The organism is Shinella sp. M27 (assembly GCF_049199905.1).
In the GTDB taxonomy this organism is placed as follows: Bacteria; Pseudomonadota; Alphaproteobacteria; order Rhizobiales; family Rhizobiaceae; genus Shinella.
This window is the reverse complement of record NZ_JBLZPK010000060.1, coordinates 172,373-187,007: the sequence shown is the minus strand read 5'-3', so window position 1 is coordinate 187,007 and position 14,635 is coordinate 172,373. Positions and strand designations below refer to the sequence as shown.

The following is a 14,635-nucleotide window of genomic DNA, read 5'->3' as shown; positions in this document are numbered from 1 at the left end:
AGAAGGGTCTTGTCATCGCGGCATCCACCAGCCGGTGCGGGCGCCGATATGCATGTTGAGCGTCTTGGTCTCGGTATAGTCCTCCACCGCATGGCGGCCGAGCTCGCGGCCGAGGCCGGACTGGCGGTAGCCGCCGAAGGGCAGCTCCGAGGCACCGTCCATGAAGGTGTTCATCCAGACCGTGCCGGCGCGCACCTTGCGGCCGACCGTCAGGCAGGTATCGAAATCGCGGCTCCAGACGCCGGCCGACAGGCCGTAGTCGATGGCATTCGCAATGCGGATCGCCTCCTTGGTCGTCTCGAAGGTCAGCACCGAAAGAACCGGGCCGAAGACCTCTTCGCGGGCGACCGCCATGTCGGGCTCCACGCCCGAGAGGATGGTCGGGACCATGAACTGGCCCAGCCCGAGATCGAGGGCCCCGCCGCCGAGCGTCACCGAAGCGCCGGCCTTCACCGCGCCCTCGACATAGTCGCCGATCTTTTCCAGATGCTGCGGCGTGATGATCGCGCCGACCTGCGTCGTCGGATCGAGGGGATCGCCGACCTTGACCTTCTTCGCCAGCTCGGCGATGCGGGCCGTCACCTCCTCGGCAATCGATGTGTGCAGGATCAGCCGCGAGCCGGCATTGCAGCACTCGCCGGCATTGAAATAGGCGCCGAACACGGCGGCGTCGACGAAGGCGTCGAGATCGGCATCGGGGAAAACGATCTGCGGGTTCTTCCCGCCGAGTTCCAGCGACACTTTTTTCAGCGTCTGTGCGGCGTTGACCATAGTCAGCTTGCCGACACCCGTAGAGCCGGTAAACGAGATCATGTCGACATCGGGATCCGTCGTCATCGGGGCGCCGACCTCAGGGCCGGTGCCGGTGACGATGTTGACGACACCTGCGGGCACGCCGGCCTCGATGAGGATTTCGCCGAGCACGAGCGTCGAGCCGGAGGTCATTTCCGACGGCTTGACGACGGTGGTGCAGCCGGCGGCGAGCGCGAAGGGCAGCTTCTGGCTGACGATCAGGAAGGGGAAGTTCCACGGCGTGATGATCGAGACGACGCCGATCGCCTCGCGCAGCACGACGCCGAGCGTGCCGTCGCCGAGTGTGTTGTAGCTTTCGCCATGCAGGTCGCGCGCAAGCGCCGCGGCATAGCGCCAGATATCGACGGCGCCGCCCAGTTCGCCCTTGGCCTGGCTGATCGGCTTGCCGCTTTCGATACAGTCGAGGAAGGCGAGTTCATCGGCGCGTGCGGCGATGAGGTCGGCGGCCTTGAGCAGGATGTTGGAGCGCTCGGCACCCGTCATGCGCGGCCACGGGCCGTTGTCGAAGGCTTTTCGCGCGGCGGCGATGGCACGTTCGGCATCGGCCTTGTTGCCGGCCGGATAGCGGCTGACGACTACGCTGTGGCCGGGCGCGATGCGCTCGATCATGCCGTCGCCTTCCGTCCAGACACCATCGATCATCATGCGGAAATCGCGTGCCTTGAAGTTGTCGAGCGCCTTGGGTTTCACATGCGCGGTCATGACCAGTCTCCCTTGAACTCTGCGGGGCGTTTTCCGGTGAAGGCGGCGACGCCTTCCTTCAGGTCCCCGGTCTTGGCGACGAGGATCGAGCCCAGGGCCTCCACCGCCGCACCATTGTCTTCGCCGTTCGCCACCGCGATCATCAGTTTGGATACTTCCGTCGCCGCAGGCCCGCGGGCCGCGATGCGCGCGGCATAGGTCTTTGCAGCCTCGACGGCCGTTCCCGTTTCGACAACCTGATCGACGATGCCGAGCGTCTGCGCCTCCACGGCGGTCAACACCTCGCCGCCGATGAGCATGCGGCGCACGGCCTGCGCGCCAAAACGCTTGACCAGCCGCTGCGTACCGGACCAACCGGGCACCATGCCGAGGCCGGCTTCCGGCAGGCCGATCTTCACCTGCGTTTCGGCGATGCGAATGTCGGCGGCAGCCGCCAGTTCCAGCCCGCCACCGAGCGCGTGGCCGTTGACGGCGGCGATCAGCGGCATGCGCAGCGTCGCCAGCCGTTCGAAGACCCGATGGCCGAAGCGCACCCAGGCATGGCCGAACTCATTGGCCTCCATGCCGGCCCAGGCCCGGATATCGCCGCCCGCGGAAAAGGCCTTGCCCTCGCCGGTCAGGATTGCGACGCGCACGCCGGCATTGGCTTCCACGTCGTCGCAGGCGGCGGAAAGCTCCTTCAGCATGTCGATATCGAAGGCGTTCGCCTTTTCCGGCCGCGCGACGGTGATCGTCGCGACAACGTCTTTGACGGAGATGTGGATGCGCGGCTCAGCCATGGTTGGCTCCCAGCGTTCGCGATGCCTTCTGCGGCAGCGTCAGGCCGATGGGCGCATCGGTGAAGAGGGCGGCGTCCATCACCTTCAGATCCGGCGAAACGATGAGATCGAATTCCGACTGGTCGAGGATATGCGCCTGGAGATCGACGCCCGGCGCGATTTCGGTGAGCACGATGCCTTCAGGCGTCAGCTTCAGCACGCAGCGTTCGGTGACATAGGTGATGTCCTGGCCCTGCGCCACGCCGCGCGGACCGGAGAAGGTGACGTGCTCGACTTCATTGACCAGCTTCTTCAGCTTGCCTTCCTTCTCGATCACCAGCTTGCCGCCCTCGACGGCGAGCTTGGCGCCTGCATTGAACATGCCGGAGAACACAATCTTCTTGGCGCGTGCCGTGATATCGACGAAGCCGCCGCAGCCCGCCGTCACATGCGGCCGGAAGGAGAGTTTCGAGACATTGACCGAACCATCCTTGCCGATCTCCAGGAACGAGAGCAGCGAGGCATCGAAGCCGGCGCCCTGGAAATAGGTGAACTGGTAGGGCGAAGGCATGAAGGCATCGGCATTGGAGGCGCAGCCGAAGGCGAAGTCGAGCAGCGGCACGCCGCCGACGGCACCCTGTTCGATCACCCAGGTGACGGCGCCATGCAGGCCTTCTTCCATCAGGATGCGTGGGACGTTGGCGGAAATGCCGAAGCCGAGATTGACGGCGCTGCCGGCTTCCAGCTCCTGCGCGACGCGGCGGGCGATGACCTTCTGGATGTTGAACTCCGGCACGCGGAATGAGTCGAGGGGCCGAAAGATTTCGCCGGAAATGGCGGGATCGTAAAGCGTCTGCGTCGTCTGCTTCTGCTCCGGATCGACCACGATGTAATCGACCAGCACGCCCGGCACGCGCACGTCATGCGGCTTCAGCGAGCCTTCCTTGGTGATGCGCTTGACCTGTGCGATGACGATGCCGCCATTGTTGCGGGCGGCGAGCGCCTGGTCGAGACCACCGAGATACGCACCCTCATGCTCGTAGGTCAGGTTGCCGCGTTCATCGGCCGTCGTGGCGCGGATGATCGCCACCTGCGGCGCGATCGCCTTGAAATAGAGCCACTCCTCACCGGCGAAGGTGATTTTTTCGACCACGGGTTCCTGGGTGGCGGCGGCATTCATCGCACAGCCTTCCCGGCGCGGATCGACGAAGGTTTCGAGGCCGACCTTGGTGATGACGCCGGGGCGCTTGGCGGCGGCCTCGCGGTGCATGTCGAACAGGATGCCCGAGGGGATGTTGTAGGCGGGGATCTCGTTGCCAGTGATCATCTGCCAGATCAGTGGCGGTTCGGAGGAGGAGGGGCCGGACGGGTAGGAGCCGCCGATGATCTTCTTCAGAAGCCCCTTCTTCGCGATGTAGTCGACCCCCTTGATGCCGCTCATGTCGCCGGCGGCGATCGGGTGCAGAGTCGTCAGGTTCTGCGGATGGCCCGTTTCGTCGAAACGCTGGCCGATGGCTTTCAGCGTCAGGTCCGGGCAGCCGAGGCCGGAGGACGAGGAAACCGAAACGACGGCTCCGTCCGGAATGAGGTCTGCGGCCTGGCGTGGGGTGATATGCTTGCTCATGGTCTTTTCCGAATAGTCCTCAAAGGCCCGGTGCGATCTTGACCGTGCCGCCGGTGCGCGCGGCTTCCACCACGGCTAGGCCCGATGCCAGCGACCAGACGCCATCCTCGCCCGTCGCGGACGGCTTTCCCTTGCCGGCAACGGCGGCGTGGAAGGCGGCAAGTGCGGTCTCGTAGAGATTGCGGGGGTCGAGCGGCAAGTCCTGTTCGCCGCCCGCATCGCGCAGCGTCACCGTGCCGATGGCGCGCTGCGTCATGACGTTGCGGCCGATCAGCGAACCCTCGGTGCCGTGGACTTCAAGCCCGGTTTCGGCGAATTTCGTGGTGAAGCCGTCATGGAACTGGGCAATGACGCCGTTTTCGAAGCGCAGCACGCCCATCACGGCATCCTCCAGCCCGGCCTTGCCCATGCCGCCGGCCTGGGAGAAGGCGATGGCCTCGACCGGGTCGCTGTCCAGCACGAAGCGCAGCGTATCGGCATCGTGAACGGTGATGTCGAGGATCACGCCGCCGCCAGCCTCCGGCTTGTCGAGGCGCCAGCCTTGCAGATGCGGCGGCAGATAGACGGCATGGAAGACGCGGGCCGACAGCGGCGTGCCGATACGGCCAGCCTTGATGGCCTCGCGCATCGCGCGGTGCGTCGCGGCATTGCGCAGGTGATGGTTGGTCGCCATGACGACGCCGGCATCCTTGGCGGCCTGTACCATGGCGCGGGCATCGGCAAGCGACATGGCGAGCGGCTTTTCGCACAGGATGTGTTTGCCGGCCTTGGCGGCGGCAAGCGCCTGGTCGCGATGCAGTTCGTTCGTCGTGGAAATGTAAACAGCGTCGATATCAGGATCGTTGACGAGCTCTTCGAGCGTCGTCACCGATTTGGCGATGCCCTGCGCGTCGGCATAGGCCTTGCCGCGCTCGGCGCTGGTGCTCATCACGGACACGATCTCGCCGCCCGTTGCGCGGATGGCGCCGATCACCCATTCCCTGGCGATCGTGCTCGCGCCGATCAAACCCCATTTCGTCATGCCGACATCCTCCGCGTCTTTTCTCCGGCGCCGCAGCTCTGGCGCACGACGAGGCGCACCGAACCGACGATCGCCTCGGGCTCCACCCGACCCGCATTGATTTGTTTCAAAAGCAGCTGTGCCGCGCGCCGGCCCATGCCCTGCGGATCGACGGAGACCGTCGTCAGCGCCGGCACGGCGGTCTCGGCCTCGATCACATCGTCGAAGCCGACCACGCCGAAATCGCGGCCCGGTTCCTTGCCGGCGGCCCGAAGGCCGTCGCAGACCCCAAAGGCGGCCGCGTCGTTGAAGCAGAGGGCGGCCGTCGGCGCATCTTGCAGCGAAAGGGCACGCTCGATTGCCGCTACGCCGCCGGCGCGTGAGGCCGTCGAGCTGATGACCAGCGTATCGGGGGCCGCGAGGCCGGCTTCCGCCAGCGCATCGCGCCAGCCTTGCACGCGTTCGGTGAAGACGGTCGTGTTGGCGATGCCGCCGAGGAAGGCGATGCGGCTGTGGCCAAGCGAAACGAGATGCCGGACGGCATCCTTCGCGCCGGCATAGTTGTCGGAAAACAGTGAGGAGACCTTTGCGCCGACCACGTTGCGCACCACCGCGACGACCGGGATGCCGCTGGCGACCAGCGGCTTCAGGTCGACGGCCTCCGTGCCACGGGCGGGCGAGATGATGAGGCCGGCAATGCCATGCTCGCGCATGGAGGCGATGACCTCGCGCTGGCGATCGACGCTTTCGGCGGAGTTTGACAGAAACTGCACATAGCCCGCCGACTGCATGACCATGTCCATGCCGACCGCGAGCTCCGCGAAGAACGAGTTGGTGAGATCGTTGACGATGATGCCGATGATCTTCGACGACGCCGATTGGCGCAGGTTCGCCGCCCCGCGATTATAGACATAGCCGAGCTCGCGGATGACGGCGTTGACCTTGGCGCGCGTCGCTTCGTTGACGAGGGGGCTTGCCTGCAGGACGAGCGACACGGTCGATTTCGACACGCCGGCGGCGCGCGCAATATCGACGACAGTCACCCGGCCCTTGTTCACCATCGTCCTCCCTGTGCGGGCCTCGTTCCCCGCTTGTTGGCGTTAATTAATTGGATCGTTCCAAATTTGTCAAGCGGTGAATTGTAACCGCTTGCGAGCAGTCGATGCGTCAGGCTTACACGGTGTCGCCTCGGCGTTCAAAGGTGGCGAGGGCGCCGACGTCATTGTCAAATTCGCTGGTAATCAGGGTTTTATGTCGTTCTTCTTGAACGCGGATCGGAAGTGATGAAGCCGTTTTCAGTGTCCCGACTGCAAGATGTCCCTAGCCTCGTTCTCCGCAATTCCGGAAAATCCTGCTTGAAATTTGGAACGATCTAAATTATTGCCCTGAAAACTCTTGGGAGGATTCTATGCCGATCAGCCTTTCCCTGCCGCGTGCCGATGGTGGCGTCGAAGCCTATTCTCTCGTGGGTACGCCCACGGCGCGACCTGCCTCCGCGCCTGTATTCAACCGCATCGCCTATGCTGCGGCCCATGTCGTTTCGGACCCGCGCCGCGACACGCGGCCGTGGGAGGCGCCGGCGGTGGACTGGGACGCCACCCTGGCGTTCCGGCATCATCTCTGGTCGCTGGGCTTCCGCATTGCCGAAGCGATGGATACGGCGCAGCGCGGCATGGGGCTCGACTGGGCCGGCGCGCAGGAATTGATCCGCCGCTCGCTTGCCGATGCCAAGACGGTGCCGGGCGCGGACCTTGCCTGCGGCGCCGGCACGGACCATCTCAACCCAGCCGATGCCCGGTCGCTCGATGATGTCATCCGCGCCTACGAGGAGCAGATCGGCTTCGTCGAAAAGCATGGCGGCAGGGCGATCATGATGGCGAGCCGGGCGCTTGCCCGTCTTGCCAAATCGCCCGACGACTATCGCAAGGTCTATGGCCGCATCCTCGGTCAGGCGAAGGACAAGGTCGTGCTGCACTGGCTGGGCGACATGTTCGATCCACAGCTCCGCGGCTACTGGGGCTCGGAAAACTTCGAACCGGCGCTCGATGCCGTGCTTTCCATCATCGAGGAGAACCGTTCGAAGGTCGAGGGCATCAAGATTTCGCTGCTCGACAATGCCTGTGAAGTCGCGCTTCGCGACCGGTTGCCGGAAGATGTGCTGTGCTTCACCGGCGACGATTTCAACTATGCCGAACTCATTGAAGGCGACGGCCGCAAATACAGCCACGCCTTGCTCGGCATTTTCGACGCCGTCGCACCGCAGGCTTCGAAGGCGCTTGCCTCGCTTGCCGCCGGAGATGTCGATACGTTCCGCGCGGTCATCGAGCCGACCGTGCCGCTGTCGCGCAAGATTTTCGAAGCGCCGACGCAGTATTACAAGGCCGGTGTCGTGTTCCTCGCCTGGCTGAACGGTCATCAGGATCACTTCACCATGCCGGCGGGCATGCAGTCGGCGCGCGGCGTCACGCATTATGCCGATGTCTTCCGCCTCGCGGATCAGGCCAATGTGCTCGACAGGCCGGAGCTTGCCGCCGAGCGTATGAGAAGCCTGATGACGGTGCTTGGTGTCGCCTGAGATTTGCTGTGGATGACCGGCGCTTCGGCCGGTCGTTTCGCGCATCTGGCGTTAAGCTCCGCTCCTGAAACAGAGGGAGCAGGGCGATGGCTGCGACGGACGTAAAGATTGGCGAAAGCTGGAAGGGGCCGCTGGCCCACGAATTTTCCAGCCCCTATATGGCCGATCTGAAGGCCTTCCTGCTGGAGCAGAAGCAGGAGGGCCGCCGCATCTTCCCGAAGGGGGCGGAGTATTTTCGCGCGCTCGACCTCACGCCGCTCGACGAGGTGCGCGTCGTCATTCTCGGACAGGATCCCTATCACGGCGAGGGGCAGGCGCATGGCCTGTGCTTTTCGGTGCAACCCGGCGTGCGCATTCCGCCGTCGCTCGTCAATATCTACAAGGAGATGCAGGACGATCTCGGTATCCCGCCCGCGCGCCACGGCTTTCTGGAGCATTGGGCGAAGCAGGGCGTGTTGCTGCTGAACAGCGTGCTGACCGTCGAGATGGGCCGCGCCGCGTCTCACCAGGGCAAGGGCTGGGAGCGGTTCACGGACGCCGTCATCCGCGCGGTCAACGAGCAGGAAAAGCCCGTCGTCTTCATCCTCTGGGGATCCTACGCGCAGAAGAAGGCTGCCTTCGTCGACAGCAAGCGCCATCTCGTGCTGCGCTCGCCGCATCCTTCTCCTCTGTCTGCACATAACGGCTTCTTCGGCACGAAACCGTTTTCGAAAGCGAATGCCTTCCTCGAGAAACACGGACGCAAGCCGATCGACTGGCAATTGCCCGGTATGGCGCAATGATCAGGGATGAGGCGGCCGGTGAGGGGCACCGGCCGGCTTGGATTTAGCGGACGAGCGTTTCGTCGAGCAGCGCCATGACCTTTTCCGCATCGATGCCGATGCAGGCGTGCTGGCTGGGCAGATCGTCCCAGTTTCCCGGCGGGAAGCTGCGGGCGTCGGGCTTCTGGATCGTCTGGCCATCGGCGATGCCGCCGGCCACGACGCGGATCGCACCGCTGCGGGTGGCGAAGAGCTCGGGGGCGACGAGATAGATGCAGGCGCAGCTGTCATGCACCACCATGCCCTCGTCCTTCACGTGCTGGCCGTAGAAGTCGATATAGAACTGCGACATGTCGGAGAGCAGCTTCAGATGCGTGCTGTTCCGCGCGGTGAGTTCGGCCAGGCGCCGGCGCGTCATCACGGTCTTCATCGTCACGTCGAGGCCGACGACGACGACCTTCCATGGTGCGGTCATCACGGCGTCGGCGGCTTCCGGATCGCCATGGATATTGGCTTCGGCGGCCGGTGTGATGTTGCCGGGCACGTCGAAGGCGCCGCCCATGATGATGACCTGCTTGACGAGGCCGGCAATCTCGGGGTCCTCCTTCAACGCATAGGCGAGGTTCGACATGCGGCCGACGGCGATCAGCGTGACTTCGCCGGGATTGGCGCGCACGGTCTCGATGATGAAGCGTGGTGCGGCGCGCGGATCGACCGCCAGGTCGATCGTCTCTGGCACGTTGATGTTACCTAGTCCGTCATGGCCGTGGATCATCACCGGCCAGTCGACCGGGTTGCGCATGGGATTGTAGGTCTTGCCCTCACCCTTGGCGACCGGCGCCGGGATGCCCCATTCGCGCTTCAGGAACAGCGCGTTGCGCGTCGTGGTCTCGATCGAGGCATTGCCGAAGACGGTAGTGATGCCGATGAGGTCGATGTCGGGGTGATTGTGCAGGAACAGCAGCGCCATGGCGTCGTCGACGCCGGGATCCGTATCAAAGATGACCTTATGCATGGTGGTACCTTTCTTGTTGTTTTGAGCGTTGATCGCGCGCCTACTGGAAGCGGGTGATGGAGAAGGGGGCAAGCGCGCTTTCGCCCTCGCCGGCCAGCAGGCGGGCGACATGGCGGCCGGTCGTTGCCGAGAGCGTCAGGCCGAGATGACCGTGGCCGAAGGCAAAGGCGATGCGTGGATCACGCGGATGCAGGCTGATGACGGGGATCGAATCCGGCGTCGAGGGCCGGCGGCCCATCCATTCCGTTCCGCCGTCCTCCTGAAGGTCCGGCACGTAACGGCGCATCTTTCGGCGCATGGCGGCGGCGCGCTTGTAATTGGCGGGGGCTTCCGGCGAGGCAAGCTCGACTGCACCGCCGATGCGCAACGCGTTTTCGAAGGGCGTCGCGACGAAGCCGTGCTCAGAGAAGAACACCGGCATTTCCAGCGTGGTCGATGGGTTCATGAAGGTGGTGTTGTAGCCGCGCTCGGTTTCGAGCAGCACCTTCAGGCCGAGATCGGCCACGAAGCGGCGCGACCAGATGCCGGAGGTGATCGCCAGCCTGTCGAAGGTGAACTCGCGGCCGCCTTCGGTGCGTACGAGGACGCCGCTCTCAGCCTGCGCGACCGAGGAGACCGTGGCATCGACGAGGGCTGCGCGCTCGCGAAGCGCTGCCTGCAGGCGGCGCAGGAAGGTCAGCGGATATTCGAACGTCTTGTGGCCGTCGTTGAAGACGGCACCGGCAAAGGCGCCCTGCAAAGCCGGCACGCGGCGGCGGGCTTCCTCCACATCGAGCTTTTCGACATTGCAGCCGATCAGCTTGGCGTTCTCAGTCTCATGCGCAAAAACCTTGTCGCGGGCGGCGGCGCTGTCAAAGACCGTCATTGCGCCGGTGTCGCGGATATGGCCGGAAATGCCGACGAACCCACCGAGGCGCAGATGGTCGGCCTCGGCGGTCTTCATGAGATAGAGCAGGGCGGCACGGCTGGCGGCGACCTTGCCCGCGCGGGCCGAGAGCAGCAGCCGGATGAGCCAGGGCGTCAGCGCGGGCAGATCCTGCCATCGCAGCGTCAAAGGCCCGAGTGGATCGAGCAGCCATTTCGGCACGGAGAGCAGCATGTCCGGCCGCGCGATCGGGTCGATCTCCGGCGTTGCGAGAATGCCGGCATTGCCGACGGAAGCCGGCAGGCCACCGGCATCCCGCTCGAGGATGGTGACGGCGTGGCCCTGTTCGAGCAAATGCAGCGCTGAGGCGCAGCCGATAAGCCCGCCGCCGACGATACCGATATGCGCCATGGTGTCCCGTATGCGTTGGTCTTCTGGTCTTTTGCCGCCGAATGCGATGGACCGGCGGGCGATTGCGGCGGACGATAGACGGAAAAGGCAAAGCTGTCGACCGGCGCTGACCTATCCTGCGTCGCTGGCCATGTGCCATGGGGAACAGCCGGCAATGCCGGGATATGCGATCTTTCTTCTCACGGAACGGATAGTCCGGTTCCCCTTAAAGAGGAGAGAAACCCATGAAAAAATCGATCGTAACCATCCTTGCCATCGCAACCCTCGCATCGTCCTTCGCCGGCGTCGCCATGGCCCAGAGCCGTGGTGACAATGGTGGTGGCCGTGGCGGTCACGGTGGTCGCGGCGGCAGTGACGGCGCGGAATACCTGCGTGTAATCACCCATCGCCCGCGCTATGAAGTCGTCAAGGTCAAGGGTGACGTCTTCTGCATGGTGGAAAAGGTCCGCCGCTACGACGCCTACGGCAATCGCTACTTCGAGCACGTCCGCAAGTGCGAAAATCGCGTCGTCGACGTCTATTGATCCGACGCCTCTGACGACATCGTCGCCCGTTGCCCGGCCTGCGTGCCGGGCTTCCGGTTTTCAAGCATCTGCCGCACGAAGGCGAAGACGAAGAGGATGGTCATCAGGAGCACGATGGTGGGCGCCGGCGCGCTGTCGATGATGAAGCTCAGCCAGATGCCGAAGAACGAGGCGCCGACCGCGACGCCGACAGCGACGAGCAGCATGCTCGGAAAACGCCGGGTGAGGAGGGCGGCTATGGCTCCGGGTGCAACCAGCATGGCGATGGCGAGGATGATGCCGACCGCCTTCAGGGCACCGACGACGACCAGCGAGAGCACGGCGAGCAGGCCGTAATGCAGGAGCTTCACCGGCAGGCCGATGGCGGAGGCGTGCTGGCGGTCGAAGGCATGCACCAGCAGGTCCTTGCGGAAGAGCAGGATGAAGCCGGTCGAGGCGATGGCGATCACGCCGGTTTCTATGAGATCGGATGGGGCGATGCCGAGCATGTCGCCGAAGAGGATATGGTCGAGATGGATATCCGGCTGGATCTTGACGTAAAGCACGAGGCCGAGCGCGAACATGCCGGAAAAGACGATGCCGAGGACGGTATCCTCCTTCACGCGGCTGTTGTCCTTGAGGTAGCCGGCGGCGAGCGCGCAGGTGAGGCCGGCGACGAAGGCGCCTGCGGCAAAGGGCAGGCCGACGACATAGGCGATGACGACGCCCGGCAGCACGGCATGCGAGACCGCATCGCCCATCAGCGACCAGCCCTTCAGCACGAGATAGCAGGAGAGCAGCGCCATCGGCACCGCGATGATCAGCGTCACCAGGAAGGCGTTCTGCATGAAGGCGAGCTGGAAGGGCAGGAGGGCGAGTTCGAGCGTCTCGTTCATGGCTGGATGCCTTGCGCGGTTTCAAGCGCCAGTCGGCTGCGGCGGCGGGCGGCCAGCAGGCCGTGTTTCGGCGCGAAGAGGAAGGCGAGGAGGAAGATCGCCGTCTGCAGCACGACGATGATGCCGCCCGTCGCGCCGTCGAGGAAATAGGAGGCGTAGGCGCCGACGAAGCTGGTGCCGGCCCCCAGCGTTGCGGCAATCACCACTAGGCGCTGGAAGCGGTCGGTCAGGAGATAGGCCGTCGCGCCCGGCGTTACCACCATGGCGACGACGAGGAAGGCGCCGACCGTCTGCATGGCCGCGACTGTTGAGGCGCTGAGCAGCGTGAAGAACAGGATCTTCAGGCCCGTCGGATTGAGGCCAATGGAGCGGGCATGGCTCTCGTCGAAGAAGGTGACCATCAGGTCCTTCCACTTGAGCAGCAGGATGACCAGCGTCACCACGCCGATGATGGCGAGCTGGAGCGTATCCTCCGGCGTGATCGCCAGGATATTGCCGAGAACGATGGTCTGGATGTTCACCGGCGTCGGCGAGAGCGACACCATGAAGAGGCCGAGGCCAAAGAAGGAGGAGAAGATCATGCCGATGATCGCGTCTTCCTTGAGCCGCGTCTGGCGGTTGAGAAAGAGCATGGCGGCGGCGGCAAGCCCACCCGAGAGGAAGGCGCCGGCGGCAAACGGCAGGCCCAGCATATAGGCGCCGGCCACGCCCGGCACGATGGAATGCGAGAGCGCATCGCCGATCAGCGACCAGCCCTTCAGCATCAGATAGGCCGAGAGGAAGCCGCAGATGCAGCCGACCAGCGCGCTCACCCACATGGCGTTGACCATGTAGCCGTAGCCGAAGGGTTCGAGAAGCGCGTCGATCACGGCGTCTTCTCCTCGCTGTAGATGACGAAGGGGCGCTCGTCGTCGGTGATGACCTTGACGGAACGCTTGTCCTCGTCGTCGTGCAGATCATGTCCGCCGAGGATGAAGTGGCGCAGCACGCCGCCGAAGGCGCGTTCCAGATTGGCCTCGGTGAAGGTTTCCGCCGTCGGGCCTGAAGCGATGACGGTGCCCTTCACGAAGACCGTGCGGTCGCAGAAATCCGGCACGCTGCCGAGGTTGTGGGTGGAGACGAGCATGACGCGGCCCTCGTCGCGCAGCTTGCCAAGCAGCTCGATGATCTGCTCCTCGGTGTTGACATCGACCCCGGTAAAGGGCTCGTCGAGCAGGATGACCTGGCCCTCCTGCGCGAGCGCGCGGGCGAGGAAGACGCGCTTGCGCTGGCCGCCGGAGAGCTCGCCGATCTGGCGCTTGCGGAAGGCCGCCATGTTGACGCGCGCCAGCGCCTCCTCGACCATGTCATGGTCGCGTTTGCTCGGGATGCGCAGCCAGTTCATGTGGCCGTAGCGGCCCATCATGACGACATCCTCGACCAGCACCGGGAAGGTCCAGTCGACTTCTTCCGCCTGCGGCACATAGGCGACGAGATTTTTCTTCAGCGCCTCACGCACGGTGAGGCCGAGGATCGTCACCTTGCCGGCGGCAATCGGCACGAAGCCCATGATCGCCTTGAACAGCGTGGATTTGCCCGCACCGTTGACGCCGACGAGGGCGGTGATCGTGCCCTTCGGCACCGAGAAGCTGGCATGGGTCAGAGCGGTATGGCCGTTGCGGTAGGTGACGGTCACATCCTCGGCGACGATGCCGTCGACCTTCTTCGTTTTGCTGCCCATCATCATTGCGAAAGACCTTTCACGATGGTCTCGGAGGTGACGCGCAAGAGGTCGAGATAGGTCGGCACGGGTCCGTCAGCCTCGCTTAAGGAGTCGACATAGAGCACGCCGCCATAGGCAGCACCCGTTTCGGCGGCGACCTGCTTGGCGGGGTCCGCCGAGACGGTGCTTTCGGAGAAGACGACGTGGATATTGTGCTCGCGCACCGCGTCGATCACGGCCTTGACCTGCTTGGGGGTGCCCTGCTGATCGGCGTTGATTGGCCAGAGGAAAAGTTCCTTCAGGCCGAAATCGCGGGTCAGATAGGAGAAGGCGCCTTCGCTGGTGACGAGCCAGCGCTTTTCCGCCGGCAGCGCGCCGATCTTCGCCTTCATCTCCTCGCCGAGCGCCTTGATCTTGTCGCTATAGGCCTTGGCATTGGCGTCATAGGTCGCGGCATTGGCGGGATCGAGTGCGCCGAGCGCCTTGCGGATGTTCTCGACATAGATGAGCGCATTGTCCGGCGACATCCAGGCATGCGGGTTCGGCTTGCCCTGGTAGGGGCCTTCCACGATGCTCATCGGCTGGATGCCGTCGCTGACCGTGACGTTTGGTACATCGCCGAGGTTGCGCAAGAATTTCTGGAACCAGAGCTCGAGATTGAGGCCGTTCCACAGGACGAGTTTGGCATCCTGCGCCTTCAGGATATCGCGCGGCGTCGGCTGGTAGTTGTGGATCTCGGCGCCCGGCTTCGTGATCGATTCCACCGTTGCCGCATCGCCTGCCACATTCGCCGCGATATCGGCGATGATGGTGAAGGTCGTGACCACCTTGGGCTTTTCCTGCGCGAGCGCGGGGGTGGTCATCAAGAGGGGCAGGCTGGCAAGAAAGGCATTGAAGGATCGGCGGAGCATCGGATGTCCTGATCTGCTTTTGCGAATGAGTTGCATTAAACTATAGGGGGCTTTTGCAGCCTGTCAACGCAATTGCAAATCATTCGCAAAAACCGTCCC

General features: G+C 64.3%; 14 protein-coding genes. 3 read left to right on the top strand and 11 right to left on the bottom strand.

The window, feature by feature from the left end; translation table 11 throughout:
- Positions 1–12: 12 nt before the first annotated feature.
- Genes ACOZK4_RS22895 through ACOZK4_RS22875 form a run of 5 tightly spaced genes read right to left on the bottom strand, consistent with a single transcriptional unit; the run spans position 13 to position 5,955 of the window.
- Positions 13–1,515, bottom strand: a complete 1,503-nt coding sequence (locus tag ACOZK4_RS22895) for an aldehyde dehydrogenase family protein (RefSeq protein ID WP_421593999.1) — start codon at positions 1,513–1,515, stop codon at positions 13–15.
- Positions 1,512–2,294, bottom strand: a complete 783-nt coding sequence (locus ACOZK4_RS22890; RefSeq protein ID WP_421593997.1) for an enoyl-CoA hydratase/isomerase family protein — start codon at positions 2,292–2,294, stop codon at positions 1,512–1,514. Before ACOZK4_RS22890 ends, ACOZK4_RS22895 begins: the two co-directional genes overlap by 4 nt.
- Complete coding sequence (locus ACOZK4_RS22885; RefSeq protein WP_421593996.1) at positions 2,287–3,897, bottom strand: acyl CoA:acetate/3-ketoacid CoA transferase; 1,611 nt, start codon at positions 3,895–3,897, stop codon at positions 2,287–2,289. The genes ACOZK4_RS22890 and ACOZK4_RS22885 overlap by 8 nt, the downstream gene beginning before the upstream one ends.
- A 19-nt stretch (positions 3,898–3,916) precedes the next feature.
- On the bottom strand, positions 3,917–4,918 hold the full coding sequence (locus ACOZK4_RS22880; protein WP_421593995.1) for a Gfo/Idh/MocA family protein: 1,002 nt from the start codon (positions 4,916–4,918) through the stop codon (positions 3,917–3,919).
- The gene (locus ACOZK4_RS22875) at positions 4,915–5,955 is read right to left on the bottom strand and encodes a LacI family DNA-binding transcriptional regulator (protein ID WP_421594153.1); all 1,041 of its coding nucleotides are present in this window, start codon (positions 5,953–5,955) and stop codon (positions 4,915–4,917) included. Before ACOZK4_RS22875 ends, ACOZK4_RS22880 begins: the two co-directional genes overlap by 4 nt.
- Positions 5,956–6,305: 350 nt before the next feature.
- Between ACOZK4_RS22875 and ACOZK4_RS22870 the strand changes: the two genes are divergently transcribed.
- Together ACOZK4_RS22870 and ung are read left to right on the top strand one after the other, a co-directional pair.
- Positions 6,306–7,472: a dihydrodipicolinate synthase family protein gene (locus tag ACOZK4_RS22870; protein ID WP_421593994.1), complete on the top strand. Its 1,167-nt coding sequence runs from the start codon at positions 6,306–6,308 to the stop codon at positions 7,470–7,472.
- 86 nt (positions 7,473–7,558) lie between these two features.
- The gene (gene ung / locus ACOZK4_RS22865; protein WP_421593993.1) at positions 7,559–8,254 is read left to right on the top strand and encodes a uracil-DNA glycosylase; all 696 of its coding nucleotides are present in this window, start codon (positions 7,559–7,561) and stop codon (positions 8,252–8,254) included.
- Positions 8,255–8,297: 43 nt separating this feature from the next.
- Here ung and ACOZK4_RS22860 read toward each other — a convergent pair whose 3' ends face one another.
- Positions 8,298–9,248 carry a nucleoside hydrolase gene (locus ACOZK4_RS22860; RefSeq protein ID WP_421593992.1) on the bottom strand — a complete coding sequence of 317 codons (951 nt, stop codon included), beginning with the start codon at positions 9,246–9,248 and terminating at the stop codon, positions 8,298–8,300.
- Between the two features lie 40 nt (positions 9,249–9,288).
- Positions 9,289–10,524, bottom strand: a complete 1,236-nt coding sequence (locus ACOZK4_RS22855; protein ID WP_421593991.1) for an NAD(P)/FAD-dependent oxidoreductase — start codon at positions 10,522–10,524, stop codon at positions 9,289–9,291.
- Between the two features lie 224 nt (positions 10,525–10,748).
- Here ACOZK4_RS22855 and ACOZK4_RS22850 point away from each other — a divergent pair, with 224 nt between their 5' ends.
- The gene (locus tag ACOZK4_RS22850) at positions 10,749–11,048 is read left to right on the top strand and encodes a hypothetical protein (protein ID WP_313525581.1); all 300 of its coding nucleotides are present in this window, start codon (positions 10,749–10,751) and stop codon (positions 11,046–11,048) included.
- On the opposite strand, the gene ACOZK4_RS22845 is transcribed toward ACOZK4_RS22850, so the two are convergent.
- The 4 genes from ACOZK4_RS22845 to ACOZK4_RS22830 are packed head-to-tail and all read right to left on the bottom strand — an operon-like array spanning position 11,042 to position 14,536.
- Complete coding sequence (locus ACOZK4_RS22845) at positions 11,042–11,923, bottom strand: metal ABC transporter permease (RefSeq protein ID WP_421593989.1); 882 nt, start codon at positions 11,921–11,923, stop codon at positions 11,042–11,044. The two genes, ACOZK4_RS22850 and ACOZK4_RS22845, sit on opposite strands and share 7 nt — an antisense overlap.
- Positions 11,920–12,792 carry a metal ABC transporter permease gene (locus ACOZK4_RS22840; protein ID WP_421593988.1) on the bottom strand — a complete coding sequence of 291 codons (873 nt, stop codon included), beginning with the start codon at positions 12,790–12,792 and terminating at the stop codon, positions 11,920–11,922. Before ACOZK4_RS22840 ends, ACOZK4_RS22845 begins: the two co-directional genes overlap by 4 nt.
- Complete coding sequence (locus ACOZK4_RS22835) at positions 12,789–13,649, bottom strand: manganese/iron ABC transporter ATP-binding protein (RefSeq protein ID WP_421593986.1); 861 nt, start codon at positions 13,647–13,649, stop codon at positions 12,789–12,791. The genes ACOZK4_RS22840 and ACOZK4_RS22835 overlap by 4 nt, the downstream gene beginning before the upstream one ends.
- Positions 13,646–14,536: a metal ABC transporter substrate-binding protein gene (locus ACOZK4_RS22830; protein ID WP_421593985.1), complete on the bottom strand. Its 891-nt coding sequence runs from the start codon at positions 14,534–14,536 to the stop codon at positions 13,646–13,648. Before ACOZK4_RS22830 ends, ACOZK4_RS22835 begins: the two co-directional genes overlap by 4 nt.
- Positions 14,537–14,635: the final 99 nt, after the last annotated feature.